This is a genomic window from Leisingera sp. S2M4 (assembly GCF_055398055.1).
This window is the reverse complement of record NZ_AP040861.1, coordinates 2298715-2324083: the sequence shown is the minus strand read 5'-3', so window position 1 is coordinate 2324083 and position 25369 is coordinate 2298715. Positions and strand designations below refer to the sequence as shown.

Below are 25369 nucleotides of genomic sequence, written 5' to 3'. Positions count from 1 at the left end.
GGCGCAGCCGACGACCAGGCCCCCGTTTCGCCGCCGTGTCGGCTCAGCCCTGCTCGAACCGGCGGAACGCGAGGGCAATCAGGCCGGCAATGACAAGGTAGACCAGGGCCAGCAGCAAGAGCGGCTCATAGACGATGAAGGTGTCCGATCGCACCCGCGAAGACACGGCATAGATATCCACCACCGTGATCGTCGCCACCAGCGGTGTGGCCTTCAGCTGCAGGATCGTCTCGCCGCCCAGCGTCGGCAGCACGTTACGCACCGCCTGCGGCAGCCAGATCCGGCGGAACATGGTGAAACGCGGCATGCCAAAGGACTTGGCTGCCTCCAGCTGGCCCTTGGCCACACCGGAAAAGGCACCGCGCATCACCTCGCCCTCATAGCCCGCATAGGACAGCGTCAGCGCCAGCACCGCATAGGGCCAGGCCTGCCGCAGATAGGGCCACAGCTCGGACCCGCGGATCCAGGGGAACTGCGGAAACAGGGAGCCCAGCCCGTAATACAGCAGCCAGATCTGCAGCAGCAGCGGCGTGCCGCGGATGATGGTGCAGAAGGTGCGCGCCGGGATCGACAGGTACCAGGGGCCGATGGCCTGCGCGAGCCCCAGCGGCACCGCCAGCAGAAAGCCGAGGAAGGTCGACACCGCCAGGATCCAGATGGTGGTCCACAACCCCTCCAGCGCCAGCGGCGCATACTGCGGGATCCAGTCCCAGCGCAGAGACAGCGCGCACCAGACCACAAGTGCGGCAAAAATCAGCATCATCACGATGCGGTGCGGCTGCATCAGCGCCTTCACACTGGTCATGCCGTGCCCCCCTTCAGCGAGGGCTGGCCGCGGCGCGCCCATTTTTCGATCCGGGCAAAGACCACGCCGGAACACAGCGTCACCATCAGGTAGAGCGCGCCTGCCGCAAGGAAAAAGGTGAAATAGGCCCGCGTGCTGCTGGCCGCCTGCCGGGTCTCCAGCGTCAGCTCGTTGAAGCCGACCACCGCCAACAGCGCGGTGTCCTTGGTGGCGATCAGCCACAGGTTCGCCAGCCCCGGCACCGCAAAGCTCATCATCGCCGGGATCGTCACCCGGCGCATGATCATGAAGGCCGGCATGCCATAGGATTTCGCCGCCTCGATCTGGCCCGTCGGCACCGCCTTGATGGCGCCGCGCAGCACTTCGGTGGCATAGGCCCCCTGCACCACGCCCAGCACCCAGATGCCCGCCGCAACACCGTTGATCTCGACCCGGCCGCCGCCCATCGCGGCGGAGATCTTGTTGATGATATCGCTGCCCACGTAATAGAGGATCAGGATCAGCACCAGTTCCGGCACCGCCCGGATCACCGTGGTGTAGATGGCGAGAAGATCACGCGTGACCTTCCCGCCGTAGAGTTTGCCATAGGCTCCGAACAGCCCGATCACCAGCCCCATGCCAAAGGCGCCAAAAGCGATCTGCAAGGAATTGACAAGCCCCCGCAGAAGGTTGCCGCCCCAGCCTGACAGCGACAGCAGCTCTGAGCTGGCGCCAAGGCCCAAAAGTTCAAGCAGTCCGGTCACGTCAGCGCCTTAGTAGATGCTGGTGGTGAAGTATTTGGCGGTGATCTTCTCGTGGGTGCCGTCGGCCAGGATGGCCGCGATGCCCTTGTTCAGCGCCTCGCGCAGATCATCGTCGCCCTTGCGCACGCCTGCGCCCACGCCGCGGCCCAGGATGGCCGGATCATCCGCCACCGCGCCCTTGATCTCGCAGCAGCCGCCGGTGTCGGAGTTCACGAAATCCGCCATCGCGATGCTGTCCGCCTGGGTCGCATCGATGCGGCCTGCAACGAGGTCCTGGTTGGCCTCGTCCTGGGTTTGGTAGACCTTCAGCTCGGCATTACCGAAATGCGCCTGCGCATAGGCCTGGTGGGTGGTCGAGGCCTGGATGCCCAGTATCTTGCCCGCCAGCGACTCCGGGGTGGGTTCGATGTCCATCGACTTGTCCGCCACGATCACCGCCGGGGTGTTGTAATAGGGATCGGTGAAATCGATCGTCTTCATCCGCTCCTCGGTGATCGACATCGAGGCCATGATGGCGTCGATCTGCTGGCCGGTCAGCGACGGGATAATGCCATCCCAGGCCACCGGGGTGATGACGCAGTCCAGCTCCGCCGCGGCGCAGACCGCATCGATGATCTCGACCTCCCAGCCGCTCCAGTTGCCGGAGCTGTCGGGCGCCGCAAACGGCGGATAGGGCTCAGCGGCGATGCCGATCTTGACCTGTTCGGCCGCGGCGGCACCGGCAAACAGTGCCGAGGCTGCGGTGGCAGCGGCAAGCAGTGATGTCAGTTTCATGTCATTCTCCCAGTTGGTTTTTATTTTGCGTTGCGGTGGGGGTGTCAGGCGACCGAACTCAGGAACTGCTTCAGCCGCTCTGACTGCGGATTGCCAAAGACCTCGGCAGGCGGTCCCTGCTCTTCGATGCGGCCCTGGTAAAGGTAAACTACGTGGTTCGCGACCTCGCGGGCGAATTTCATCTCATGGGTGACCAGCAGCATGGTGCGCCCCTCGGCGGCCAGATCGCGGATCACCGTCAGCACCTCGCCCACCAGCTCCGGGTCCAGCGCCGAGGTCGGCTCGTCGAACAGCATCGCCGACGGGTCCACCGCCAGCGCCCGCGCAATCGCCGCGCGCTGCTGCTGACCCCCGGACAGATAGGCAGGATAGGTGTCCTCGCGCCCCGCCAGCCCGACCCGCTCCAGCAATTGGCGGGCGCGGGCCTCGGCCTCGGCGCGCGGCGTCTTCAGCACATGCACCGGCACCTCGATCACGTTTTCCAGCAGGGTGCGGTGGGTCCACAGGTTGAACTGCTGGAACACCATCGCCAGCCGGGTGCGGATGCGCTCGATCTGCTTCTGGTTCGCCGGGCTGCCATCGGGCCGCATCGCGACCTCCTCGCCGCCGATGACAATCTGCCCGGCGCTCGGCGTCTCGAGGAAATTGATGCAGCGCAGCATCGTCGACTTGCCCGAGCCCGAGCCGCCGATGATCGCCACCACATCGCCCTGCCGCGCCGTCAGCGACACCCCCTTCAGAACCTCCAGATCGCCGAACGACTTGTGCAGCCCGGCAACCCGGATCGCCTCGGGGCGCGTCTCGATCTCTGGGCTGGCGGCGTCTGCTGTGGCTGTGTCCATTGATGCGTCTTCCTGAATTTTCCGATTGCAGTAAGCCGCGACTCGCGTAATTATTCAAGTGTATAATTTCCTCACAGCCAAAACAGGAGCCGAGGTGACCGACGAGCGCCGCAAATTCAAACGCGAATCCGCCGAGGCGCGGAAGCAGGCGCTGATTCTCGCCACCCTGGACCTGGTGGCGGAAAACGGCGTCCGCGGTGCCACCGTGCGCGCCATCGCCGAGCGCGCCAATGTCACCCAGGGGCTGATCCGGCATTATTTCAGTTCCAAGGAAGAGCTGATCATCGCCGCCTATGAGCACCACATGACGGCGATGACCGATCAGACCATGGCCCCCGCCAGCGCCCTGCCCGACGATGCCGCGCGGACCGACAGCGCGCGCCAGCGGCTGATCGCCTTCGTCAACGCCTCGCTGACGCCGCCGGTGGTGGATCCGCGCGCCATCGCGCTCTGGGCCAGCTTCCTCAACAAGGTGCAGCAGGATCCGCAGATGAAGGCAACGCACGAGCGCACCTACGCCTATTTCCGCGACCATCTGCAGGGGCTGATCGCCGCCGCCCTGGCCGAGGCAGGCCGGCACGCGGACCCGGCCCGCCAGCGCCGCCTGGCCATCGCCTGCAACGCGGTGATCGACGGGCTGTGGCTCGAAGGCGGTGCCCTGCCCGACGCCTTTGCAGCCGGGGAACTGGCAGACATCGGGCGGCAATCGGTTGCCGCCATCATCGGATTGGATCTGGAACAAGAGGCGGAACAGCCATGAAACTGACAGCAGTCACCAAGCGCCTGGCCGGTCTCGGCGGCGGCAAGTGGGAGGTGCATCTGAAAGCCCGGCAACTGGCCGAATCCGGTGCCGACGTGGTGGAAATGACCATCGGCGAACCGGATGTGCAGACCCCGGAGGAGCTGATCGCCACCGCCATCCAGGCGATGCAGGCCGGGCGCACCGGCTATTCCGATGGCCGCGGCGAGGCTGGCCTGCGCGCCGCCCTGGCGGAGACCTACAGCGCCAGCCGCGGCCGCGCCTTCAGCGCGGACAACATCCTGTGCTTTCCGGGCACCCAGACCGCGCTTTATGCCGTGCTGCAAGGCGTGGCCGAGGCCGGCGACGAGGTGCTGGTGGGTGATCCGATGTATGCCACCTACGAGGGCGTGGTGCGCGCATCCGGCGCCGACATGGTGCCGGTGCCGCTGCGCCCGGAGGCGGGTTTTCGCATTCAGGCCAGCGACATCGCCGCCCGCCTCACCCCGCGCAGCCGCGCCATCCTGCTGACCACCCCGCACAATCCCACCGGCGCCATCCTGACGGCCCGGGATCTGCAGGAGATCGGCCAGCTGGCGCTGCAGCACGATCTGTGGATCATCTCCGACGAGGTCTACGAGCACCTGATCTTCGAAGGCTCCGACTTTGTCTCGCCGCTGTCCGACCCGGCGCTGGCCGACCGGGTGATCGCGGTCTCCTCGATCTCGAAGTCCCACGCCGCGCCGGGCTTTCGCAGCGGCTGGTGCGTCGGGCCCGCGGACTTCTGCACCGCCCTGCTGCCGGTTTCGGAAACCATGCTGTTCGGCAACCAACCCTTCATCGCGGACATGACCGAAAAGGCGATTCGTGACGGCTCCCCCGTGGCTGCGGGCATGGCCGCCCGCTTTGCCGCCCGCGCGGACCTGCTGGCGCAGCGCCTGCACACCGAGACCGCCCTGCGCGTCCACCGTCCCGAGGCCGGCATGTTCGCCCTCATCGACGTCTCCGCCACCGGCATGGACGGCGAGGCCTATGCCTGGGACCTGCTGGACCACGGGGTTGCGGTGATGCCCGGCTCCGCCTTTGGCGACGGCCTGCGCGACTGGGTGCGGGTTGCGCTCACCATAGATGATGCGGATTTCACCACCGCGCTCGACCGGATCACCGCCCACGCAGCCCGCAACAAACGGAGCGTCGCATGACCACGGAAACCGTCGGCCAGGCACTGGTCACCCGTCTGAAATCGCGCGGCGTGGACTGCGTCTTCGGCATCCCCGGCGTGCACACGGTGGAGCTCTACCGCGGGCTTGCGAATTCGGGCATTCGCCATGTCACGCCGCGCCACGAGCAGGGCGCGGGCTTCATGGCCGATGGCTATGCACGCGCCTGCGGAAAGCCGGGCGTGGCCTTTGTCATCACCGGCCCCGGCCTCACCAACACGCTGACCGCCATGGCCCAGGCACGCGCAGATTCCGTGCCGATGCTGGTGGTCTCCGGCGTCAACGCCAGCGCAACGCTCGGCCTCCAGCACGGACACCTGCATGAGCTGCCGGACCAGCACGCGCTGGCCGGAACCGTGGCGCTGACCTCGCAGCATGTCGCCCGCCCGGCCGAGCTGGATGACGCGCTCACCGCCGCCTTTGCGCCCTTTGCCATCGGTCGCCCCGGCCCGACCCACGTGCAGATCCCGCTGGATGTGGCGGGTGCCGCCGCGGACGCCAGCCCCACCCCGGCCGAGACCTGCACCCCGCCGCCCCCGGACCCGGAACTGATCGCCCGCGCCGCCAGCCAGCTGGCGCAGGCGGACCGCGTGGTGATCCTCGCCGGTGGCGGTGCCAGGAACGCCAGCGCCGAGCTGCGCGCGCTGGCAGAGCATCTGGACGCGCCGGTGGTGCAGACCGTCAACGCCCGCGGGCTGATGCACGGCCATGCGCTGTCGGTGCCCGCCAGCCCCAGCCTCAAAGCCGTGCGCGCGCTGATCGAGGACGCCGATTGCGTGCTGGCGCTCGGCACCGAGCTGGGACCGACCGACTACGACATGTATGCCACCGGCCAGATGGCGGCGATGCGCAACCTGATCCGCATCGACATCTGCCCGCATCAGCTGGCCCGCCATCCCGCGGCGCTGACCATCCCCGGCCAGGCCCAGGCGGCCGCCGCGGCGCTGCGCTCGGCCTTGCCCGCCCAGCCGCGCGAAACCGGCGGGGCAGCCCGCGCCGAGACCACCCGCGCCGCCGCGTTCGAGGAAATCGGCCCCGCCTATCGCCGCCAGGTCGAGGTGCTGAACGCCATGCGCGACGCGGTGCCGGATGCGCTGATGGTGGGCGATTCCACCCAGCCGATCTATGCCGGCAACCTCTACTATGACCACGACCGCCCCGGCGGCTGGTTCAATGCCGCCACCGGCTATGGCGCGCTCGGCTTTGGCATTCCGGCTGCCATCGGCGCCGCCATCGCCGCGCCCGACAGCCCGGTGATCTGCATCACCGGCGACGGTGGCGCGCAGTTCTCCCTGCCCGAAGTGATGGCGGCGGTGGATGAAAACCTGCCCGTCACCTTCGTGATCTGGAACAACCGCGGCTACGGCGAGATCGCCTCCGCCATGGAGGAGGTCGAGGTGCCGGTGGTGGGCTGCGACCCCACGCCACCGGATTTTGCCGCCACCGCGCGTTCCTTCGGCATCGCCCATGTGCGCGTGCCGCAAGAGCCGGAAGCCATCGCCACCGCCCTGACACGGGCGCGCGCGCTCAACGCGCCGTCCTTTCTGGAAATCGATATCCCCGCCGCCGCGCCGGGACAGGAGTAAGCCATGCAGAACCCTTCATATGAATTCGCCCGCGCCATCACCCGCCGCCCCGCGTCCAGCATCGCCGATGGCCTGCGGGCCGAGGACATGGGCAACCCGGACCTCGAAGGCATGCTGGCCGCCCACGCCGCCTATGTGAGCGCGCTGCGCAGCACCGGCGCGGAGGTGATCGAATTGCCGCCGCTGGAGGCTTTTCCCGACGCGCAGTTCGTCGAGGACACCGCCCTGTGCCTGCCGCAGGGTGCCATCCTGATGCGCCCCGGCGCACCCTCGCGACTGGGCGAAGTGGCGGAAATGGCTCCGACCTTGCGGGCCTGCTACGACGATGTGCGCGAGACCACCGGCCCCGGCCATATCGAGGGCGGCGACATCCTGGTCACCGGTCGCGAAATCCTCGTCGGCCGCTCCGACCGCACCGATGCCGCCGGCGTGGCCGAGCTGGCCGAGATCGTCGCCGAATGGGGCCACAGCTTGCGCGAGGTCTTCACGCCCCCCGGTGTTCTGCACTTCAAGACCGACTGTTCACTGATGGACGCCGAAACCATTCTCGCCACCAAGCGCCTCGATGCCTCGGGCTGTTTCGAGGGCTACCGGGTTCTCCACGTGGCCGAGGGAGAGGAAGCCGCCGCCAACGCGATCCGCTTCAACAATCTGGTGCTGATGGCCGCGGGCTTCCCGCGCACCGCCGAGATACTAGACAAGGCAGGGTATGAGATCGTGGAGATCGACAACACCGACTGCGCCCTGCTCGACGGCGGCATGTCCTGCCTGTCGCTGCGCTTCTGAAGCGCGAAAACGACCCGGGTCCGGCTGGGATCAGCCGGACCCCACGCCCCCTCCCTTGCGCAGCGGGAACGCCACAGCATGGCCGGGCAGCGACCGGCATCATTTCAGCCCGGCAGACTTTAGGGGCGCAAGCGCCACAGCCTTCCCGGCCCGACGGCCTGACCGACCACGCCGGAAAGGGTGGCCATATGCCAGGCAAGGGTCTGATTTGAGCTGAGCACCGGAAGGCCCAGGGTATCCTCCAACGTGGGAATGATATCCAGCGTGCGCAGATTGGTGCAGGACAGGAAGATGCCATCGATTTCGCCCTCCTGAGCGATCGCCCCGGCGGCATCCATCAGCGATTGCGGCGAGATGCGGGCGACCGTCGGCTCCTGCTCCTCGCCGAATGACAGGCTGTGCGGCACCACGATCCCCTGCGCCTCCAGGGCCCGCTGCAACGGCGCCGCCACGGTTTCAATATAGGGAGAGATCAGGCCCAGCCGCCGCACACCTGTCACCTCGAGCGCCTTCAGCGTTGCAGTGAACGGCTCCGTGACGCTATCCGTCAGCGCGGCCTCCGACACCAATTCGCGCACCCGGTCCGCCCCGATCATCATCGCGCCCGAGGTACAGCCATATCCAACCGCAGCATAACGCGGCGCTTTCGGCAACAGATCGGCCGCCGCCGGAATGGTGGCCTCCATCGCCTGCAGGGTCTCGGGATTAAGCTCGGCGCGCGAGGGAACCCGGCTCACGTGGAGGCGCGCGACCTCCGGCGGGAAGATTCGGCGCAGGTCCTCTTCAAGCGTTTCATCATTCTCCAGCACCAGCACCCCAAGTCGCGGCAGCGGGCTATCGGAGAGGTCACAGTGGAAATGGGACACGTCAGATCTCCGGCAGATGATAGGGCGCACGGGGCGAGAGAAGCTCGGCCCCTTGCGCGCCCAGAACGATGTTTTCCTCATGCACCAGCCCGACCCCGTCCGGGCCGAACACCCCCGGCTCAAGCGTCAGCACCATGCCCTCGCGCAGCTCCGTCACATCCTGCGGCGTGAAGGAGGGCCATTCCGTGAGCGTAACCCCAAGCCCATGGCCAAGGCGACCGCTGGCGGGCTCATACCCCTTTTTGCGCAGCGCCTCTGCCATCAGCCGGTGCACGTCCGCAGCCCGCATGCCCGGCCGCAGGGCGTCGAGCGCGACCTCCGTTGCCTCCCACAGCGCCTCGTGCATGCGCCGGGCCGAGGCGCTGGCAGGGCCCACCGAATAGTTGCGGTCAAAGTCGCAGAAGTAGCCGTCGCGCACGGCCCCCGCGTCCAGCATCAATATGTCACCGCGGGCCAGCGGATGGGCCGTGGCGGGCGAGATCACATCGCCATAGCCACCGGCACCGGCGCCTCCGGCGACATAGCTGACCCAATCCGCTCCCTCCTGCAGCAACGCGACCTGAAAGGCGCGGAAAGCCGCGTCCAGCCCCTGCCCGGCCTGCGCGAACTCCGGCACCCGGGCAAAGGCCCGGGCGGCAATCGCGCAGGTCGCGCGTATCCGGTCCACCTCTGCCGGGGACTTGATCTCGCGCACGCGCTGGACAGCCCGGGTCGCATCCACCACCTGCCTGTCACCCAAGAGGCCGACAAGGCGGTGATAATCCGCAAGCGGCATCCTCAGATGGGTCTCCAACCCCATCGGCAACCCGACACGCCCCTTGCGCGGTGTCAGGTCCAGCAGCGTCTGCGTGAGCAGGCTAACCCCGTCATCCTCCGGATCCGGCGCGTTCCAGGTCCGGATCTCGGACACCCAGGTCCGCCCCATCAGCTCCGCGCCGATCGCGGGAATGACCGCAACAGGGTCTCCCTCACGCGGGATCACCACGAACCACGGACGGGCCGGGCTTTCCCAGAACCGGGTCAGGAAGCCGGTGGTATAGAACACATCCGCCGCCGAGCTGAGCAGCAGCGCATCGAGGTCCGCCTGCGCCATCTGCGCCTGCAAACGCCGCAGGCGGGAGCGATACTCTGCCGCCGGAAAGATCAGCGATCGCTCAGTCATCCGTCGCCCCTTCGCTGAGGATGGCCAGCACCCGTGCCTCGGCACCGATCTCCAGCCCGGCCAGCATTGCCGCCAACCCGGCGCCGCCCGAGGGCGAGGTGGCCACCCCGCAGTCGGCAAGCGCGGCAATGCCTTCCGCCGCTTCGTCCTCTGAGAGGGTGACGAAAAGATCCGCGTCCCGCGCCAGCCCATTCAGCGCGATCAACGAGGGGGTCTTGCAATCCAGCCGCCCCATCGCGGACACCGGTCCCTGCGTTTCAACGACCCTGCCCGCGCGGATACTTTCAATCAGCGCCGGTGCCGCGTCGGGTTCAACAACGATGATCTGCGGCGCGCGACCCCAAGTGTGGCGGAACCAGGCAGCGGCGGCGGCCGCCAAGCCGCCCACTCCGGCCTGAAGCAGAATATGCGTCGGCGGCTCCGCCAGTTGCGCGGTCACCTCGGCGGCGAGCGCGAGATAGCCCTGCATCACCTGGCCGGGGAGGTCGACATAGTCGGGCCAGGAACTGTCGGACAGCAGCGTCCAGCCGTGCGCCTCGGCAGCGGCCTCGGCCGCCGCCATGCTGGCAGCGTAATCCGCGCCTTCGACGACGACCTCCGCCCCCTTGGCCCGCAGCCGATCCGCAAAACTGTCGGGCACGGTCGTCGCAAGATAGACAATCGCCCGCGCGCCGAACTGCGCCGCGCCCGCCGCAACCGACAGCCCATGATTGCCGGCACTGGCAGTCACGAAACAGCGGTCGGCAAGCGCGTGCTTGATATCGCCGCCACGAGCCGCCGCCGCGCGCGCGATGACATGGGCCGCACCCAGCGCCTTGAAACTGCCCAGCCCCATGCGGTCGCGTTCGTCCTTCAGCCAGACCTCCGAAACCTGCGCCCGTCTGGCCAGTTCCGGCACGGAGAGCAGCGGCGTGGCCGCATAGGCCGGGCAACGGCCGAGAAGCTCCAGCACCGATTGCGCCTCAACGCTTGGCATCGGGGCCTTCAGATCAAGCCCTCTGCCGCGCCACGGGTTCTGCAGGATGTTTGCCATGGATACGCCCCCTGATTTCCTGACGGTCAGCATATCAGCGGGGGCGGGATCTTAATCGGATCATTCCACCCAATCTGCGCCGTTATCAGGACCGGGATACGCCTACAGGGCCGAAGTTCGGATCGAAGGCCGGTCACAACTTCCCCTGCGGCCGAATTTCGGACACTCTCGCAAGATGGACAGATTCGACGCGCTCATTCTCAATGCCATTCAGGGCAACGCCCGATTGACGGCCGAGGCCCTGTCGACCACCGTCGGCCTGTCCCCGGACGCCTGCCGCAAACGGCTCGCCAAGCTCCGCGCCTCGGGGATCATCGAAGCCGAGATCGCCATCCTCGAGCCGAAATCCGTCGGCAGGGAGCTCCTGCTGATCGTCGAGGTCTCCCTGCAGAACGAACGGCTCGGCGACATCGACGATTTCAAGGCCCGCATGGTCGCCGCACCGGAAGTGATGCAATGCTACTACGTCACCGGCGACGCTGATTTTGTCCTGATCCTTTCGGCCGAGAGCATGGCCGACTACGAAGCCTTCACCCGCCGTCATTTCTTTGCCGACGAGAACGTCCTGAAGTTCAGAACCAGTGCCGTGATGGATCGCGTGAAGGCAGGGTTCGCCCTGCCCGTTGCCCCCGCGTGAGACACCCCGGCGCTGCTCGCCCTTGCGGCTTGCCCAACCTGCGGATGCTGACGCTCCCGGCTTCCACCCAGGAACGGCGTGACACGCCAAATCAACCGCGGCTCATCCGAGCGGCGCCATAGTACACATGAAAATCAATGATTTATGGCGGAGACGAAGGGATTCGAACCCTCGAGACGGTTTCCCGCCTACTCCCTTAGCAGGGGAGCGCCTTCGACCACTCGGCCACGTCTCCGCTGACCCGTATATGACCCACCGCCCGGAGAGACAAGGCGTTTTTTCAATTTTCTTTGCCGCCCGCAAACGTGTGGATTTCCCGGTGTTTCCCGAAGGCTCGCTCCCCCTGCGAGGGTCTCTGCGCAGTGCCGCCCCGATGAACATGAAGAAGGCCCGCGCGGGCTGCGCGGGCCTTCCCCTTTCGTGGCCGACTGACCGCAGATCACAGATCCGCAGGCACCAGCGCCTCCGGCAGGTTCTGATAGCACACCGGGCGCAGGAAACGCCGGATCGACAGCGTGCCGACCGAGGTGGCGCCGAAATTGGTCGAGGCCGGGTAAGGCCCGCCATGCACCATGCTGTCAGCCACCTCGACCCCGGTGGGAAAGCCGTTGACCAGCACCCGTCCTGCCTTGCGCTCAGCGATCGGCAACAGCGCGCGGGCGGCATCCGTGTCGCCCTCGTCCATGTGCAGGGTCACGGTCAGCTGACCCTCCAACCCGCGTGCCAGGGTCTCCATCTGGCCTGCATCCGCCACCCGGACCACCAGCCCCAGCGGGCCAAAGACTTCCTCGCCCAGGCTGTGGTCCTGCAGGTAGGCCTCGGCCGTGGTTTCATAGAGGTTGGGCCGCGCGCAGCGCCCCGCGCTGTCCGTGACCAGCACCGGGCGCACCATACCCGCAGCGTCAAGGCGCGCCTTGCCGTCGCGGTAGGCCTGCGCGATGCCGTCGGTCAGCATGACCTGCTCCGGCGCCTGCTCCAGCGCGGCGGCGGCGGCCTGCACCAGCGCATCGCCTGCCGCCCCCGCGGGCACCACGGCAACGCCGGGGTTGGTGCAGAACTGCCCCGCCCCCATGGTCAGCGAGGCCGCCCAGCCCGCGCCGATCTCGGCACCGCGGGCGGCCGCGGCCTCGGGCAGTACGAACATCGGGTTGACGCTGCCCAGCTCGCCGAAGAAGGGGATCGGCTCGGGCCGCTGCGCGCAGAGGTCAAACAGCGCCCGCCCCCCGGCCAGCGAGCCGGTAAAGCCCACCGCCTTGATGAAGGGATGCTGCACCAGCGCCTGGCCGACATCGCGCTTGCCGCCCTGGATCAGCGAGAAGACCCCGGTCGGCATGCCGCATTTCTGCACCGCCGCATGCACCGCCTCGGCGACGATCTCGCCGGTGCCGGGATGGGCGGAGTGGCCCTTGACCACCACCGGGCAGCCCGCCGCCAGTGCCGCCGCCGTGTCACCGCCCGCGGTGGAGAACGCCAGCGGGAAGTTCGACGCGCCGAACACCGCAACCGGGCCGATCGGGCGCTGCACCATGCGCAGATCCGGACGCGGCAAGGGGGCGCGATCCGGCATAGCTTCGTCGTGGCGGCGGTCGAGATAGGCACCCTCCAGAATGTGCTGGGCAAACAGCCGAAGCTGGCCGGTGGTGCGGCCGCGCTCGCCCTCCAGCCGCGCCTGCGGCAGGCCGGTCTCCTGGCAGCCGATCTCGGTGATCGCGTCGCCGCGGGCCTCGATCTCGTCAGCAATGGCGTTGAGGAAGGCGGCGCGCTCGGCGCGGCTGCTGTACCCGTAGCTCCAGAACGCCGCCTCGGCGGCCTCGCAGGCCTGCTCCACCAGCGCCGGGGTGCCGCGGCTGAAGGCATGTGCCGGGCCGCTCGCGGGCTCCGAGCGGAAGGTCTCGCTGTGGGCGATCCATTCGCCCGCGATCAGATGTTTGCCATGCGGTTCAAAGCTCATGCCGCGCTCTCCTGTTCCCAGTTGCTGACCATCCTGCAGGCGATCTCGAAGGCGGCGCGGGTGGCGCCCACGTCCGCCTCGCCGCGGCCCGCGATGTCAAAGGCGGTGCCATGCGCCGGGGTGGTCACCGGCACCGGCAGCCCGCCCTGCACCGTCACCCCGCGGTCAAACCCCAACAGCTTCAGCGCGATCTGGCCCTGGTCGTGATACATGGTCACCACCGCGTCGATCTCGCCGCGGGTCACCTTCAGGAACACCGTGTCCGACGGCAGCGGCCCGGTCACCGCCATCTGGCCGCCTGCCAGTTTGCGCACGGCCGGTTCGATCACGTCGATCTCCTCGCGGCCGAAGTTGCCGCCGTCGCCCGCATGCGGGTTCAGCGCCGCCACCGCGATGCGCGGCCGCGCATAGCCGGCCCGGCGCAGGGTGCGGTCAATCAGATGGGTCGCCTCCTCGATACGGTGCGCGTCGATGGCATCCGCCACGTCCTTCAGCGCGATATGGCTGGTCACCCGGCTGGTCCACATGCCGTCCAGCGTGTTCAGCTCCGAGATATAGCCGCTGACGCCCAGCTTTTCGGCCATGTAATGCAGCTCGTCCGAATGGCCGATCCCGGCCATATGCATCGACGCCTTGTTGAACGGCGCAAAGACAATTGCGTCGATCACCCCCTGCTGCACGAAGTCCAGCGCCTGATCCAGCACCCGCAGGGTCGAACGGCCCGAGGCCTCGGTGCTTTCGGCCAGCACCACCTCGTCCGGCGTCAGGGTCTGCATCTCGTGCAGCGCCAGCCCGTCCACCCCGGTCCAGTCCGTGGTGGCGGCATCCACCGCCGTCATCTCGTGGGACAGCCCGGCCTGCGCCTGGCCCAGTTCAAACACATGGCGGTCGCCGATCAGCAGCACCTCGGCCTCGGCGATGCAGTCCTCGGCCAGCAGCCGGGCAACCAGTTCCGGCCCGATGCCGCTGGGGTCACCGGGGATGAGTCCAATCCTTGGGGACATGTCTACTCCGTTTCGTCAGCCCTGGCGCTCGTCGCGCAGGGCATTTCTGATGTTGGTCACAGCCGAGGCCAGATGGCGGCGCAGGGCGGTTGAGGTGGTCTTGGCATCGCGTCGGCTCAGCGCGTCGACGATTGCCCGGTGTTCGGCAAAGGTCTGCTCGCGGCCGGACTGGCGCTGCGAAGACTGGAAACGCGCCCGCCACAGGCGCGCGTTGTATTTCTGATGGGTGTCGATCAGCGGCGCATTGCGGCTGGCCTGCACGATGGTCTCATGCAGCTCCATGTCCAGCCGGAAGGATTCCAGCGGCGTCAGGCTGCCGTCCTCGGCCTCCATCCGCTGCTGGCAGTCGATCACCTTGGCGATCTCCTCTTCGGTGATGCTGGCGCAGGCCAGCTCGCCCGCCAGCGCCTCCAGCGCACCCATGACGACCAGGTTTTCCTCGATCTCGCGGATCGGCGGATTGGCCACCTGCGGGCGGCGGGTGACCGAGTATTCGATCAGCCCGTCCTGCTCGAGGATGGTCAGCGCCTTGGTCAGCGGCGTGCGGCTGATGCCCAGCGCCGCCGCCAGATCGCGCTCCGAGATATGCGCCCCGGCGGGCAGCTTCTCCAGCAGGATCAGCTCGCGCAGCTTGTCGGCCGCAATCTCGACCAACGTGGCACGCGGGCGCGCCAGGGCCAGTTCACTGGTGTCCAGGTCGGAGATTTCAGCCTTCTTGCTCATGTCATTTGCCCCATTTCAGCACCACCGGATCCAGCGGCCGGATCAGTCGGAAAAGAGCCTCCTTTGCCTGCGAATGCAATGGCGCGATGGGGTGGCGGCAGAAATCCGAGGCAATCACGCCCCCCTCGACCATCGCCGCCTTGGCAGAGCGGAAGCCGCATTGGCGGTTTTCATGGTTCACCGCGGGCAGCACCCTTGCATAGGCCGCGGTGGCCGCATCCAGATCGCCGGCGGCGAAATGATCCAGCACCGGCTTGATCTGATCGGGGATCATCGCGCTGGTCATGGCACCGGTCGCACCGGCCTCCAGATCCGCCAGCAGGGTGATCGCCTCCTCGCCGTCAAACGGACCTTCGATGGCATCGCCGCCCGCCGCCACCAGATCGCGCAGCTTGGCCGCGGCCTGGGGGCATTCGATCTTGAACAGCTTCACCATCTCGATCTCGCGCGCCATCCGCACCAGCAGCGGCACCGGCAGATCAACCCCGGAGAGGGGCGCATCCTGCACCATGATCGGCAGGCCCACTTCGCCCACGCGGGCAAACTGCTCGTACGTCTGCTCGGCCGAGCCCTTCAGCAGCGCACCGTGGTAGGGCGGCATCATCATTACCATCGCCGCGCCATGATCCTTGGCATGCTGCGCCCGCGCCACCGCGATCTGGGTGGCATAGTGGCTGATGGTGACGATCACCGGCAGCCGACCTGCCATATGCGCCAGCGACACCTCGGTCAGCTTGCGGCGCTCCTCGTCGGTGATCAGGAACTGCTCGGAGAAATTGGCCAGGATGCAGATGCCATCGCTGCCCTGATCGACCATGCAGTCGATGACGCGTTTCATGCCCTCGTAATCCACCGTGCCGTCCGGGTTGAACGGGGTCGGTGCGACGGGCCAGATACCGGAATATGTGGTCATTCTGTGATCTCGAAGTTGTGCAGGTGTTTGTCGGTGATCTCGATGCCAAGGCCCGGCTTGTCGTCATCCAGCTGCAAGAAGCCGTCCACGGCCTCCGGGTCGCCCTCGAAGATGTAGTAGAACAGTTCATTGCCGACCTCGACGTCGAACACCGGGAAGTATTCGGCGATCGGACAGTTCACGTTGGCCATGGTCAGGTGGTAGTTGTGCATCTGCCCGGCGTGCGGGATCACCGGGATCTGCGCCGCCTCGGCGATGGCATTGATCTTCTGCGCCGCGGTGATGCCGCCGACGCGGTTGGTGTCGTACTGCAGCACGCTGACGGCGCGGCGGTTGATCAGCTCGGCGCAGCCGATGACCGAGAATTCATGCTCGCCGCCCGAGATCGGCACGATGTTCATCGCGTTCAGCTCGGCATAGCCCGCCACGTCATCAGCGATCACCGGCTCCTCCAGCCAGCGCGGTTCATACTTGGCCAACTTGGGCAGCATCCGCTTGGCGTAGTCCAGGTTCCAGCCCATGTAGCATTCCAGCATCAGGTCCTTGTCGTAGCCGATGACCTCGCGCAGCGCCTCGACCCGCTTCAGGTTCTCGCGCATGCCCGCCATGCCGTCCTTGGGGCCAAAGCCGAACCGGGTCTTGTAACCGGTGTAGCCGTTCTTCATCGCCTCCTCGGCCTCGGCCTGCATCGAGTCAACCGAGCCGGAGTAGAGCTTGGAGTAGTAGACCGGAATCTTTTCCTTGGTACGCCCGCCCAGGAGCTTGAACACCGGCTTGCCGACCAGCTTGCCCATCAGGTCCCAGATCGCGATGTCGATCGCCGAGATCGCGGTCATGCCGATGCCCTTGCGGCCCCAGGCATGGCTGCGACGGTACATCTTTTCCCACAGGTAGGCGTAGTCAAAGGGATCCTCACCGATCACCAGCGGCGCATACCATTCGTCGATCGCCTGTTTCACCACCCGCGGCGCCAGCGCCGCATTGCCGATGCCGATGGTGCCATCCTCGGTCTCCACCTCGCAGGTCAGCCACTGGTGAAAGCGAAAGGACTCCATCGCGTCGCCCTTGATCCACAGCGCGTCCGAGGCGTTGGTGCAGAAGTTTCCGGCAGGCGGAACCGTCGGCCCCTTCCAGCTCCAAACACGGGTTCGGACAGATTTGATCTTGGTCATTCAGGGCTCCTCTTTCTCTCACTTGGTGGCGCGTCCGGGGCCGGGCCTCACCGGCCGGGACACGAATCATGTTGACATCTGTTGTAACATGGCAATGGTATTTTGGAATGCCAAAATGCTAAAGCGCCAAAAAACGAGGAGGAGGCGGCGCAGCGCAGAAACGCGGCTTTCCGCCAGATGCGTCTGCCCTGTACAAACACCCCAAGACGGCGTCGCGGATGCGGCAGGACGTTCCAAACACACCGGAGGAGACATCATGAAAACCTTGAAGAAGACCCTGAGCGCGAGCCTCGCCGCCGCGACGCTGACCATCGCCGTGCCCGCCGCGGCGGACACTTACATCGTGGCCGTCGGCGCCGCCTCGAACAGCCTGCAGGGCAAAAGCGCCGCCCGCTTTGCCGAGGAGCTGCAAAACCGCCTGGGGGACGCGCACAAGGTGGAATTCTACGCCGATGCCCAGCTCGGCAACGAAAAGGAGCTGATGCAACGGCTGCGTCTGGGCACCGTCGACTTCACCCTGATCTCCTCGATCATGACCAACGTGGCACCGGAATTTGCCCTGTTCGACATGCCGTTCCTGGTGCAGGACCGCGCCCATCTGAAAGCCATCGACGCCGAGATCGTTCAGACCGATCTTGCGCCGCTGGCCGAGAAGGCAGGCCTGAAGGTGCTGTCGACCTGGGAGAACGGCTTTCGCCAGATCACCAACAGTGCCCGCCCCATCAACACCCCGGCCGACCTCGAAGGGCTGAAAATCCGCACGCCCTCGTCTGAATGGCGGGTGTCGATGTTCAAGGAATGGGGCGCCAACCCCACCCCGATGTCCTTCTCCGAGGTCTTCGTCGCGCTGCAGACCGGCACCATGGACGGCCAGGAAAACCCGCTGACCAACATCGTCGGCGCCAACTTCCAGGAGGTGCAGGGCTACCTGAGCCTGACCGGCCACGTCTACTCGCCCACCTACCTGACAACCGGCGCCGAGACCTGGGCCAAGCTGCCCGCCGAGGTCCAGACCGCCGTGTCCGACGTCGCCGCCTCGGTGCAGGACTGGGCGCTGGCCCAGGGGGAAACCGCCGACAACGAACTGGTCGAGAAAGTCCGCGCCGCCGGGGTCGAGGTGAACGAGGCCGACAAATCCGCCTTCATCGCCGCCTCCGCGCCGATCTACGAGGCCTTCGCCACCCAGGTTCCCGGCGGCGATGCGCTGGTGCAGCGCGCCCAGGACCTGGCCAAGTAACAAATCCAACGCCCCGGCCCGGCATGCCCGGCCGGGGCAACTACAAGACTGGAGGTGGGCATGATCGCACTGATCGAGCGCATACTTTTACGAGCCATCGAGACGATTTGCCTGTTGCTGCTGGTGATCCTGGCAGTGTCCGTCGTTTACGCGACCACCATGCGCTATCTCGGGGCATCCCCCGCATGGTATGATGAAATTGCCAGCGTGCTGCTGGCCTGGCTGACCTATTTTGGCGCCGCCTATGCGGTGTTTCTGCGCCAGCACATGGGGTTCTCCGGCATCGTCACCGCGCTGCCACGGCATCTGGCGGTGGCGCTGGCGCTGTTTTCCGAACTGCTGGTCATCACCTATTTCGCCGTCGTCGCCTGGTACGGCAACGCGGTGCTGGCGGTGGCGAAATGGGACTCGCTGCTGTCCTTGCGCTGGATGACGCTGGACATCGTGCAATCGGTGATCCCGATTGCCTCCGTCATCATGATCCTCGGCACCCTGCTGACCCTGCCCCGCGCCCTGCGCGCCGCGGCTGACGGCATCGACCCCGAGCACGCCGAGATCGAGCAGGCCATCGCCGAGGCCGAGGCCGAAACCGCCGCACTTGCCCAGAAGGAAGGCCTGAAATGATCCTGCTTTTGACCACGAGTGCCCTGATCACGCTGATCCTCATCAACGTGCCGATCGCGGTGGCCATCGGCGTGGTGTCGATGGGGGGCTTCCTGCTCACCTCCGGGCCGGATGCGCTCAACGACATGGTGATCAAGCTCTACTCCGGCTCCACCTCCTTTCCGCTGATCGCGATCCCGCTGTTCATCCTCGCGGGCAACCTGATGAACACCTCCGGCATCTCGCTGCGGCTCATCAACTTCGTCACCGCGCTGATCGGCTTCATCCGCGGCGGCCTCGGCATGGTCAACATCGGCGTGTCGATGGTCTTTGCCGAGATCTCCGGCTCGGCGGTGGCAGACGTGGCCGCCACCGGCACCGTACTGATCCCCGAGATGAAGCGGCGCGGCTATTCGCGCACGCTCGCAGCCGCGATCACCTCCTCCTCCGCCTCGCTGGCCATCATCATCCCGCCGTCGATCCCGATGATCCTCTATGGCGCCATCGCCGAGACCTCGGTGATCAAGCTGTTCGTGGCCGGCGTGGTGCCGGGCCTGTTGGGCGCCTTCCTGCTGATGCTGGTCACCTGGGTGCTGGCGGTGCGCTATGACCTGCCCCGCGCCGAAGGTTTCGACCTCGGCTACGTCTGGAAGACCTTCAAGGAAGCCTTCTGGGCGCTGACCATGCCGGTCATCATCCTCGGCGGCATCTTCTCCGGCCTCGTCACCGCGACCGAGGGCGCAGGACTTGCGGTTCTGGCAGCGCTGGTGATCGGCCTGTTCGTCTACCGCGACCTTGACGTCTCGCGCCTGCGCAAGACCATGCTGGAGGGCGTCAGCCAGACCGGCATCGTGATGCTGCTGGTCTCCACCTCGGCGGCGCTGGGGCTGTTCCTGACCCAGGCGCAGGTGCCGCAGACGCTGGCGGCGGAAATCACCGAGGTCACCACCAACCCGCTGATCGTGCTGGCACTGCTGAACCTGCTGCTGCTGGTGCTGGGCATGTTCCTGCACGGTGCGGCGGCGATCATCCTGGTGGTGCCGGTGGTGATGCCGCTGGTCAACGCGGTGGGGATCGACCCGATCCACTTCGGCATCATGGTGACGCTGAACCTCGCCATCGGCCAGCAGACGCCGCCGGTTGCCTCGGTGCTGATCACCTCCTGCTCGATTGCCAAGGCGGGGATCTGGGAAACCTCGCGCACCAACCTGCCGTTCATCGGCGTGCTGGCGGTGATCCTTTTGCTGGTCACCTATGTGCCCGAGGTCTCGCTGGCGCTGACCGGCTACCTTGACTGACCTCCCTGTCGCGGGCGGCCTCGATCGGGCGGCCCGCAGACCCTCGCCCTGCCAGCCCGTGCCAACGCGGACCGGCAGGGCATTTTCTGTTCAGCCCGGAGCATCCGCGCAGGTCAAGGCCACACGGATGTCCTGCCATTGGGACGCCGCTCAGGGCAGCAGTGCCAGCCGTTCCAGGAACAGGTTTTTCACCGCATCCGCCTCGACTGTCATGCAGACGTTGACCGGCGCGCGGCCGCTGTCTTCGGCGGCCAGGGTCGCGCCCGAGGTCTCCCCCTCGCAGGAGACGCGCAGCGGCAGCTGGCGCTTGCCGAACAGCTCCGGGTGGGTGCAGGCGATCACCGCTGCCGGATCGTGCAGCGAGCAGCCGTTCAGACCTGCGACCTCAAGGTAGAACTTGATGTAGAAATGCGACATCTCCTGCAGCATGCCACCCAGACGCGGCGACCTGGCGGCGATGGCGGCGAAATCCTCGGGCACGCAGAGAATGCGGTGGGTGACGTCCAGCCCGACAAAGACCACCTTGTCGCCGCCGGTGCAGACCACATCGGCCGCATGGGGATCGTGGTAGATATTGGCCTCGGCGTGGGGGGTGATGTTGCCGCCCTCCTCCAGCGAGCCGCCCATGATGACGATGCTTTTGACGTTCTCGATGAAATCAGGATCGCGCTGCATCGCCAGGGCGATGTTGGTCAGCGGGCCGACCGGGCAGACCACCAGCTCGCCCTTGTGCTCGCGCGCCATGCGGCACAGGAAATCGGCGGCGTCCTCCTCCAGCGGCTTGGCCTTGGGGTCGGCCGCCGGAATGTCGCCGAAACCTTCGGCCCCGTGCACATGCGCCGAGGGGGTAAAGGGCGGCAGCACCAGCGGTGCCTCCGCGCCTTGCGCCACCGGCGCATCCAGCCCCGCGGCCTCCAGCAGGCGCAGCGCGTTGCGGGTCGCCATCGGCGTGGTCACATTGCCGAAGATCGTGGTCAGCCCCAAAAGCTCGATATCCGGCGCCGCGACGGCATAGAAGATCGCCATGGCATCGTCGATGCCCGGATCGGTGTCGATAATCAGCTTAACCATCTGTGGTGCCTCCTGGCGTGTCACTTGAATTTGTCCAGCAGCCGCTCCATCGCGGAGCGGGTGTCGGCAGCGGGCTCTTCCTTGGCGGGTTTGGCGCTGCCAGTGCCGCCAGCCTTGGCCTCGCCCTTGGGCCTGGTGGTGGAACTGCGCGGCGGGGCCACCCGCAGCGCCACCGCGTTCATGAACTTGCCGCCGTCGCCGCGGGCCAGCTCTGCCGCGCCGTCGGAGATGCCGCGCATCAGATCGTCCAGCCAGCCTTCGTCCGCCTTGGGGAAATCGCGCAGCACGTAGCCCGCGACCGCGTCCTTGTGGCCCGGATGGCCGATGCCCAGCCGCACCCGGCCATAATCCGCCCCGATGTGCGAATGGATCGAGCGCAGCCCGTTGTGGCCCGCATGGCCGCCGCCCTGCTTGATCCGCGCCTTGCCCGGCGCCAGATCCAGCTCGTCATGCAGCACCGTCACATCGGCCGGCGTCAGCTTGTAGAACCGCATCGCCTCGCCCACCGACTGGCCGGAGAGGTTCATGAAGGTCTGCGGCTTCAGCAGCAGCACCTTCTCGCCGCCGAGGCTGCCCTCGCAGACCAGCGCCTGGAACTTGGCCTTCCACGGGCTGAAGCCGTGATCGGAGGCGATCCGGTCCAGCGCCATGAAGCCGATATTGTGGCGGTTGCGTTCGTATTTCGGGCCGGGATTGCCAAGGCCGACAAAGAGTTTCATGGGGTCTGCCCGCTTGTGTTTTCCGTGACCCAAGGTGATGCCCTATCTGGCCCGCGAAATCCAGAGCTGACGGTGGATCAGGCGTAGCGGCGGCTGGCGGCAAAGGGCGCCAGATCCAGCCCCGGATCGCGCCCCTGCGCAAGGTCCGTTATCAGCCGCCCGGTCAGCCCGCCCAGCGTCAGCCCCACGTGCTGGTGGCCAAAGGCGTAGAGCAGCCGCGGCGACTGCGCGCTGTGGCCCAGCACCGGCAGCGAATCCGGCATCGTCGGGCGGCGGCCCAGCCACTCGCTGGAGGGCGCAGGCAGCGGTCCCAGCATCTCTGCCCCGCGACGCGCGAGGTAGTCGAGCCGCTGCCGGTTGACCGGCGCATCGAGGCCCGCAATCTCCACCGTGCCCGCCAGCCGCAGCCCGTCGGCGTGCGGCACCGCGTAAAAGCCGCCCTCGGCCCAGCCGACCGGGCGGGTCACCCTGTGCGCTTCGCCTTGAAACATCAGGTGATAGCCCCGCTCGGTGCCCAGCGGCAGATCGGCAGTGCCCGCGCCGGGGATGCGGCCGGAATAGGCTCCGGCCGCGATCACCGCGTGATCGGCGCTCAGGCGCTGGCCGTCCACCGTCACCGTCACCCGGTCCTGCCCGGCCTGAACAGCCTCGACCGGCGCCGTCATGCTGCTGCCGCCGAGGTCGCTGAACCTCTGGTGCATCCGCGCAATCAGCGCCTGCGGGTTGCGCAGATGGCGGGCCTGGTGGAAATGCACGGCGCGCTGGATCGGCAATTTCAAACCCGGCTCCATCGCCTGGGCCTCGCGCGGCGAGACCTCTCGCCAAGCAACCCCCAACGCGCGCCGACGTTGCAGTCCGGCTTCGGCGGCGGCGGCCCCGGCGGCGGTGGACCAGATGTTCAGCTGGCCGCGCGCTTCCACCAGATCCTGCGCGCCCGCCGCCTCGATCAGCGGGTCGAGGCCGTCGTCGGCCTGCGCCATCAGCGCCGCCAGGTACCCGGCAATCCGCGCCGACGGCGCAGCGCGGCAATTGGCCAGGAACGCCAGCATCCAGCGCGGGTTCTTCAGCGCGTGGGCGTAGGAGACCCCCAGCGGGCTGTCGCCGGACAGCATCAGGCTGGGCAGGCTGCGCAGCACCGAGGGATCATTCACCGGCAGACAGGCATAGGTCGCCAACGTGCAGGCATTGCCGGAGCTGGTGCCACTGCCCGGCGGGTTCGGATCCGCCAGAAGCACCCGCAAGCCCCGCATGCGCGCCCAGAGCGCACAGGAAACGCCGATGATCCCGGCGCCGGCAATCACCATGTCGTAATCCGCCATCCCTGCCCCCGAAGAAAAAATGCTGACATCCGGCGCCAGAGGGACAGCGCCGCGGGAGAATGTCAATTGCCGCGACGCCGGGCCGCCAAATGCGCATAAAAAAACGGGCTCCCGAAACGGGAGCCCGTGCAGCAGACCCTGATACCAGGGTGCGATGCTTATGCTTCGGCGGCTTCGCCTTCTTCGCCTTCGGCTTCCTCGTCATCGGAAGCGGCCAGGCCCGCAGGTGCGGAGATGTTGGCAATCACGAAGTCGCGGTCGATGGTCGGCTTGGTGCCGTTCGGCAGCTCGATCGAGGAGATGGTGATAACATCGCCGATGTTCAGGCCGGTCAGGTCGACGGTGATCTTCTCCGGAATGTCACCGGCGGTCACAACCAGTTCCACCTCGGGGCGAACGACGGTCAGAACGCCACCCTTCTTGATGCCGGGAGCGGCTTCTTCGCCCACGAACTCAACCGGGATGAACAGGTTGATTTTCGAGGTGCGGCGCAGGCGCATCAGGTCGAAGTGGGTCGGCAGGTCCTTGACCACGTCACGCTGAACGTCGCGGCAGATCACGCGCACGTCGTCCTGGCCTTCCACTTTCAGGTTCCACAGGGTGGACTTGAACTGGCCGGCTTTCAGCTTTTTCAGCAGCTCGTTGAACGGGATCTGGATCGCAACCGGATCCACGTCACCACCGTACACAACGCCGGGAACCATGCCTGCGCGGCGAGCTGCGCGAGCGGCGCCCTTGCCCGTCCCCGCACGTACTTCGGCTACGAGATCAGGAATCTCTTTTGCCATGTCTATTCTCCAATATGTCTAGGGCGGGGTGCCTCCAAGGCTGTCACCCCGCGTGAAGCCGTGCCTATAGACCGGAACGCAGGCTTTGGGAAGGGGCAAAGCCCTCCGGCCCTGCCCCGCAGCAGCATTATTGCTGCCAGCGCCCGCCGAAATCCTCCGGCACCAGGAGGTTATGGCGGCCGAGATCCTGCACGCGGCGTTCACCACACAGCGCCATAGTGGTGTCCAGCTCCTTGCGAATCACCTCCAGCGCGGTGCTGACGCCCTTTTGCCCCATCGCGCCGAGGCCATAGACAAAGGCCCGGCCGATCATGGTGCCAGTGGCCCCCAGAGCCAGCGCTTTCAGCACGTCCTGACCGGAGCGGATGCCACTGTCCAGATGCACCTCGACGTCGCCGCCGACCGCATCGACGATCTCCGGCAGCATGCGGATCGAACTCAGCGCGCCGTCCAGCTGCCGCCCGCCGTGGTTCGACACCACGATGGCATCCGCGCCCAGCTTGGCGGCCATGCGCGCGTCCTCGGCATCCAGAATCCCCTTCAGGATCACCTTGCCGCCCCACATCTCCATCAGCTTTTCGACCTTGCCCCAGTCCAGCGAGGGGTCGAACTGCTCGGCCGTCCAGGCGCCCAGCTGCGAGGTGTCGGAGACGCCCTTCACGTGGCCGACGATATTGCCGAAGTTGCGCCGCTTGGCGCCCAGCATCTCGATGCCCCAGGCCCATTTGGTCATCAGGTTGGCAATGGTTTTCGGCGTCAGCTTCGGCGGCGCCGACAGGCCGTTCTTCAGGTCCTTGTGGCGCTGGCCGAGGATCTGCAGGTCCAGCGTGATCACCAGCGCCGAGCACTGCGCATCCTTGGCGCGCTGGATCAGGCGGCGGATATAATCCTCGTCCTTCATGGTATAAAGCTGGAACCAGAAAGGCTTGGAGGTCGCCTCGGCCACCTCCTCGATCGAGTTGATCGACATGGTCGACAGGGTGAAGGGCACGCCGAACGCTTCCGCCGCCTTCGCCGCCTTGATTTCGCCGTCGGCGTGCTGCATGCCCGTCAGCCCCACTGGCGCCAAGGCCACCGGCATCGCCACGTCCTGACCGATCATCTGGCTCGCGGTCGAGCGTCCGGACATGTCCACCGCAACCCGCTGGCGTAGGCGGATCTTCTCGAAATCCGAGGTGTTCTCGCGGAAGGTCTGCTCGGTCCAGCTGCCGCTTTCGGCATAGTCGTAGAACATCCGCGGCACGCGGCGTTCATAGATGCGCTTGAGGTCGTTGATATTCGTGATTACCGGCACCGGCCATTCTCCCGCCTTAATCTGGTAAAATTTCTTTACCAATCCCGGCGATCAAAATCAACGGCGCCTTTGCCGCAGGCTGAA

25 protein-coding genes and 1 tRNA gene are annotated in these 25369 nt (G+C 66.7%); 8 read left to right on the top strand and 18 right to left on the bottom strand.

Annotation, left to right across the window (positions count from 1 at the left end; all coding sequences use genetic code 11):
- Nucleotides 1-43: 43 nt before the first annotated feature.
- The 4 genes from ACZ52D_RS11305 to ACZ52D_RS11290 are packed head-to-tail and all read right to left on the bottom strand — an operon-like array spanning nucleotide 44 to nucleotide 3164.
- A complete protein-coding gene (locus ACZ52D_RS11305; protein ID WP_222454997.1) occupies nucleotides 44-805 on the bottom strand; it encodes an ABC transporter permease in 762 nt (253 codons plus the stop codon).
- Nucleotides 802-1548 (bottom strand): ABC transporter permease, encoded by a 747-nt coding sequence (locus tag ACZ52D_RS11300; RefSeq protein WP_464441372.1) that lies wholly within the window; start codon nucleotides 1546-1548, stop codon nucleotides 802-804. Before ACZ52D_RS11300 ends, ACZ52D_RS11305 begins: the two co-directional genes overlap by 4 nt.
- 9 nt (nucleotides 1549-1557) lie before the next feature.
- The gene (locus tag ACZ52D_RS11295) at nucleotides 1558-2322 is read right to left on the bottom strand and encodes a transporter substrate-binding domain-containing protein (RefSeq protein WP_464441371.1); all 765 of its coding nucleotides are present in this window, start codon (nucleotides 2320-2322) and stop codon (nucleotides 1558-1560) included.
- 44 nt (nucleotides 2323-2366) lie between these two features.
- Nucleotides 2367-3164, bottom strand: a complete 798-nt coding sequence (locus ACZ52D_RS11290) for an ABC transporter ATP-binding protein (RefSeq protein WP_464441370.1) — start codon at nucleotides 3162-3164, stop codon at nucleotides 2367-2369.
- 94 nt (nucleotides 3165-3258) lie between these two features.
- On the opposite strand from ACZ52D_RS11290, the gene ACZ52D_RS11285 reads away from it, so the two are divergent.
- Genes ACZ52D_RS11285 through ACZ52D_RS11270 form a run of 4 tightly spaced genes read left to right on the top strand, consistent with a single transcriptional unit; the run spans nucleotide 3259 to nucleotide 7495 of the window.
- Complete coding sequence (locus tag ACZ52D_RS11285; RefSeq protein ID WP_464441369.1) at nucleotides 3259-3924, top strand: TetR/AcrR family transcriptional regulator; 666 nt, start codon at nucleotides 3259-3261, stop codon at nucleotides 3922-3924.
- Complete coding sequence (locus ACZ52D_RS11280; protein ID WP_464441368.1) at nucleotides 3921-5105, top strand: pyridoxal phosphate-dependent aminotransferase; 1185 nt, start codon at nucleotides 3921-3923, stop codon at nucleotides 5103-5105. Before ACZ52D_RS11285 ends, ACZ52D_RS11280 begins: the two co-directional genes overlap by 4 nt.
- Nucleotides 5102-6709, top strand: coding sequence for a 5-guanidino-2-oxopentanoate decarboxylase (locus ACZ52D_RS11275; protein WP_464441367.1), 1608 nt, complete (start codon nucleotides 5102-5104; stop codon nucleotides 6707-6709). Before ACZ52D_RS11280 ends, ACZ52D_RS11275 begins: the two co-directional genes overlap by 4 nt.
- A 3-nt stretch (nucleotides 6710-6712) precedes the next feature.
- Nucleotides 6713-7495 (top strand): arginine deiminase family protein, encoded by a 783-nt coding sequence (locus ACZ52D_RS11270; RefSeq protein WP_464441366.1) that lies wholly within the window; start codon nucleotides 6713-6715, stop codon nucleotides 7493-7495.
- A gap of 119 nt (nucleotides 7496-7614) precedes the next feature.
- Here the strand turns inward: ACZ52D_RS11270 and ACZ52D_RS11265 are convergent, their stop codons facing one another.
- The 3 genes from ACZ52D_RS11265 to ACZ52D_RS11255 are packed head-to-tail and all read right to left on the bottom strand — an operon-like array spanning nucleotide 7615 to nucleotide 10556.
- Nucleotides 7615-8361, bottom strand: coding sequence for a maleate cis-trans isomerase family protein (locus ACZ52D_RS11265; RefSeq protein ID WP_464441365.1), 747 nt, complete (start codon nucleotides 8359-8361; stop codon nucleotides 7615-7617).
- Nucleotide 8362: 1 nt separating this feature from the next.
- A complete protein-coding gene (locus ACZ52D_RS11260) occupies nucleotides 8363-9523 on the bottom strand; it encodes a M24 family metallopeptidase (protein WP_464441364.1) in 1161 nt (386 codons plus the stop codon).
- On the bottom strand, nucleotides 9516-10556 hold the full coding sequence (locus ACZ52D_RS11255; protein WP_464441363.1) for a pyridoxal-phosphate dependent enzyme: 1041 nt from the start codon (nucleotides 10554-10556) through the stop codon (nucleotides 9516-9518). Before ACZ52D_RS11255 ends, ACZ52D_RS11260 begins: the two co-directional genes overlap by 8 nt.
- 175 nt (nucleotides 10557-10731) lie before the next feature.
- Here ACZ52D_RS11255 and ACZ52D_RS11250 point away from each other — a divergent pair, with 175 nt between their 5' ends.
- On the top strand, nucleotides 10732-11193 hold the full coding sequence (locus tag ACZ52D_RS11250; protein ID WP_369926842.1) for an Lrp/AsnC family transcriptional regulator: 462 nt from the start codon (nucleotides 10732-10734) through the stop codon (nucleotides 11191-11193).
- A gap of 145 nt (nucleotides 11194-11338) precedes the next feature.
- Here ACZ52D_RS11250 and ACZ52D_RS11245 read toward each other — a convergent pair.
- From ACZ52D_RS11245 to ACZ52D_RS11220, 6 genes are all read right to left on the bottom strand, one after another.
- Nucleotides 11339-11428: transfer RNA gene (locus ACZ52D_RS11245), tRNA-Ser, on the bottom strand.
- Nucleotides 11429-11632: 204 nt separating this feature from the next.
- Nucleotides 11633-13144: an aldehyde dehydrogenase (NADP(+)) gene (locus ACZ52D_RS11240; RefSeq protein ID WP_464441362.1), complete on the bottom strand. Its 1512-nt coding sequence runs from the start codon at nucleotides 13142-13144 to the stop codon at nucleotides 11633-11635.
- Nucleotides 13141-14148, bottom strand: a complete 1008-nt coding sequence (locus ACZ52D_RS11235) for a 4-hydroxythreonine-4-phosphate dehydrogenase PdxA (protein WP_464441361.1) — start codon at nucleotides 14146-14148, stop codon at nucleotides 13141-13143. The genes ACZ52D_RS11240 and ACZ52D_RS11235 overlap by 4 nt, the downstream gene beginning before the upstream one ends.
- A 15-nt stretch (nucleotides 14149-14163) precedes the next feature.
- A complete protein-coding gene (locus ACZ52D_RS11230; protein WP_222454983.1) occupies nucleotides 14164-14871 on the bottom strand; it encodes a GntR family transcriptional regulator in 708 nt (235 codons plus the stop codon).
- Nucleotide 14872: 1 nt separating this feature from the next.
- Complete coding sequence (locus ACZ52D_RS11225) at nucleotides 14873-15784, bottom strand: dihydrodipicolinate synthase family protein (RefSeq protein ID WP_464441360.1); 912 nt, start codon at nucleotides 15782-15784, stop codon at nucleotides 14873-14875.
- Nucleotides 15781-16956, bottom strand: coding sequence for an L-rhamnonate dehydratase (locus ACZ52D_RS11220; RefSeq protein ID WP_464441359.1), 1176 nt, complete (start codon nucleotides 16954-16956; stop codon nucleotides 15781-15783). Before ACZ52D_RS11220 ends, ACZ52D_RS11225 begins: the two co-directional genes overlap by 4 nt.
- Before the next feature lie 256 nt (nucleotides 16957-17212).
- Between ACZ52D_RS11220 and ACZ52D_RS11215 the strand changes: the two genes are divergently transcribed.
- The 3 genes from ACZ52D_RS11215 to ACZ52D_RS11205 are packed head-to-tail and all read left to right on the top strand — an operon-like array spanning nucleotide 17213 to nucleotide 20094.
- Nucleotides 17213-18193, top strand: a complete 981-nt coding sequence (locus ACZ52D_RS11215; protein WP_222454980.1) for a TRAP transporter substrate-binding protein — start codon at nucleotides 17213-17215, stop codon at nucleotides 18191-18193.
- Between the two features lie 60 nt (nucleotides 18194-18253).
- On the top strand, nucleotides 18254-18817 hold the full coding sequence (locus tag ACZ52D_RS11210; RefSeq protein ID WP_222454979.1) for a TRAP transporter small permease: 564 nt from the start codon (nucleotides 18254-18256) through the stop codon (nucleotides 18815-18817).
- Nucleotides 18814-20094, top strand: coding sequence for a TRAP transporter large permease (locus tag ACZ52D_RS11205; RefSeq protein WP_464441358.1), 1281 nt, complete (start codon nucleotides 18814-18816; stop codon nucleotides 20092-20094). The genes ACZ52D_RS11210 and ACZ52D_RS11205 overlap by 4 nt, the downstream gene beginning before the upstream one ends.
- 150 nt (nucleotides 20095-20244) lie before the next feature.
- On the opposite strand, the gene ACZ52D_RS11200 is transcribed toward ACZ52D_RS11205, so the two are convergent.
- The 5 genes from ACZ52D_RS11200 to ACZ52D_RS11180 all read right to left on the bottom strand — a co-directional run bounded on the left by ACZ52D_RS11200 (nucleotide 20245) and on the right by ACZ52D_RS11180 (nucleotide 25285).
- Nucleotides 20245-21165, bottom strand: a complete 921-nt coding sequence (locus ACZ52D_RS11200; protein ID WP_369926828.1) for a nucleoside hydrolase — start codon at nucleotides 21163-21165, stop codon at nucleotides 20245-20247.
- Between the two features lie 20 nt (nucleotides 21166-21185).
- Entirely contained in the window at nucleotides 21186-21884 is a 699-nt protein-coding gene (pth, locus tag ACZ52D_RS11195; protein ID WP_464441357.1) for an aminoacyl-tRNA hydrolase, read from the bottom strand.
- A gap of 77 nt (nucleotides 21885-21961) precedes the next feature.
- Entirely contained in the window at nucleotides 21962-23203 is a 1242-nt protein-coding gene (locus ACZ52D_RS11190; RefSeq protein WP_464441356.1) for an NAD(P)/FAD-dependent oxidoreductase, read from the bottom strand.
- A 158-nt stretch (nucleotides 23204-23361) separates the two neighbouring features.
- Nucleotides 23362-23991: a 50S ribosomal protein L25/general stress protein Ctc gene (locus ACZ52D_RS11185; protein WP_222454974.1), complete on the bottom strand. Its 630-nt coding sequence runs from the start codon at nucleotides 23989-23991 to the stop codon at nucleotides 23362-23364.
- Nucleotides 23992-24118: 127 nt separating this feature from the next.
- The gene (locus ACZ52D_RS11180; protein ID WP_417472790.1) at nucleotides 24119-25285 is read right to left on the bottom strand and encodes an alpha-hydroxy acid oxidase; all 1167 of its coding nucleotides are present in this window, start codon (nucleotides 25283-25285) and stop codon (nucleotides 24119-24121) included.
- Nucleotides 25286-25369 lie beyond the last annotated feature (84 nt).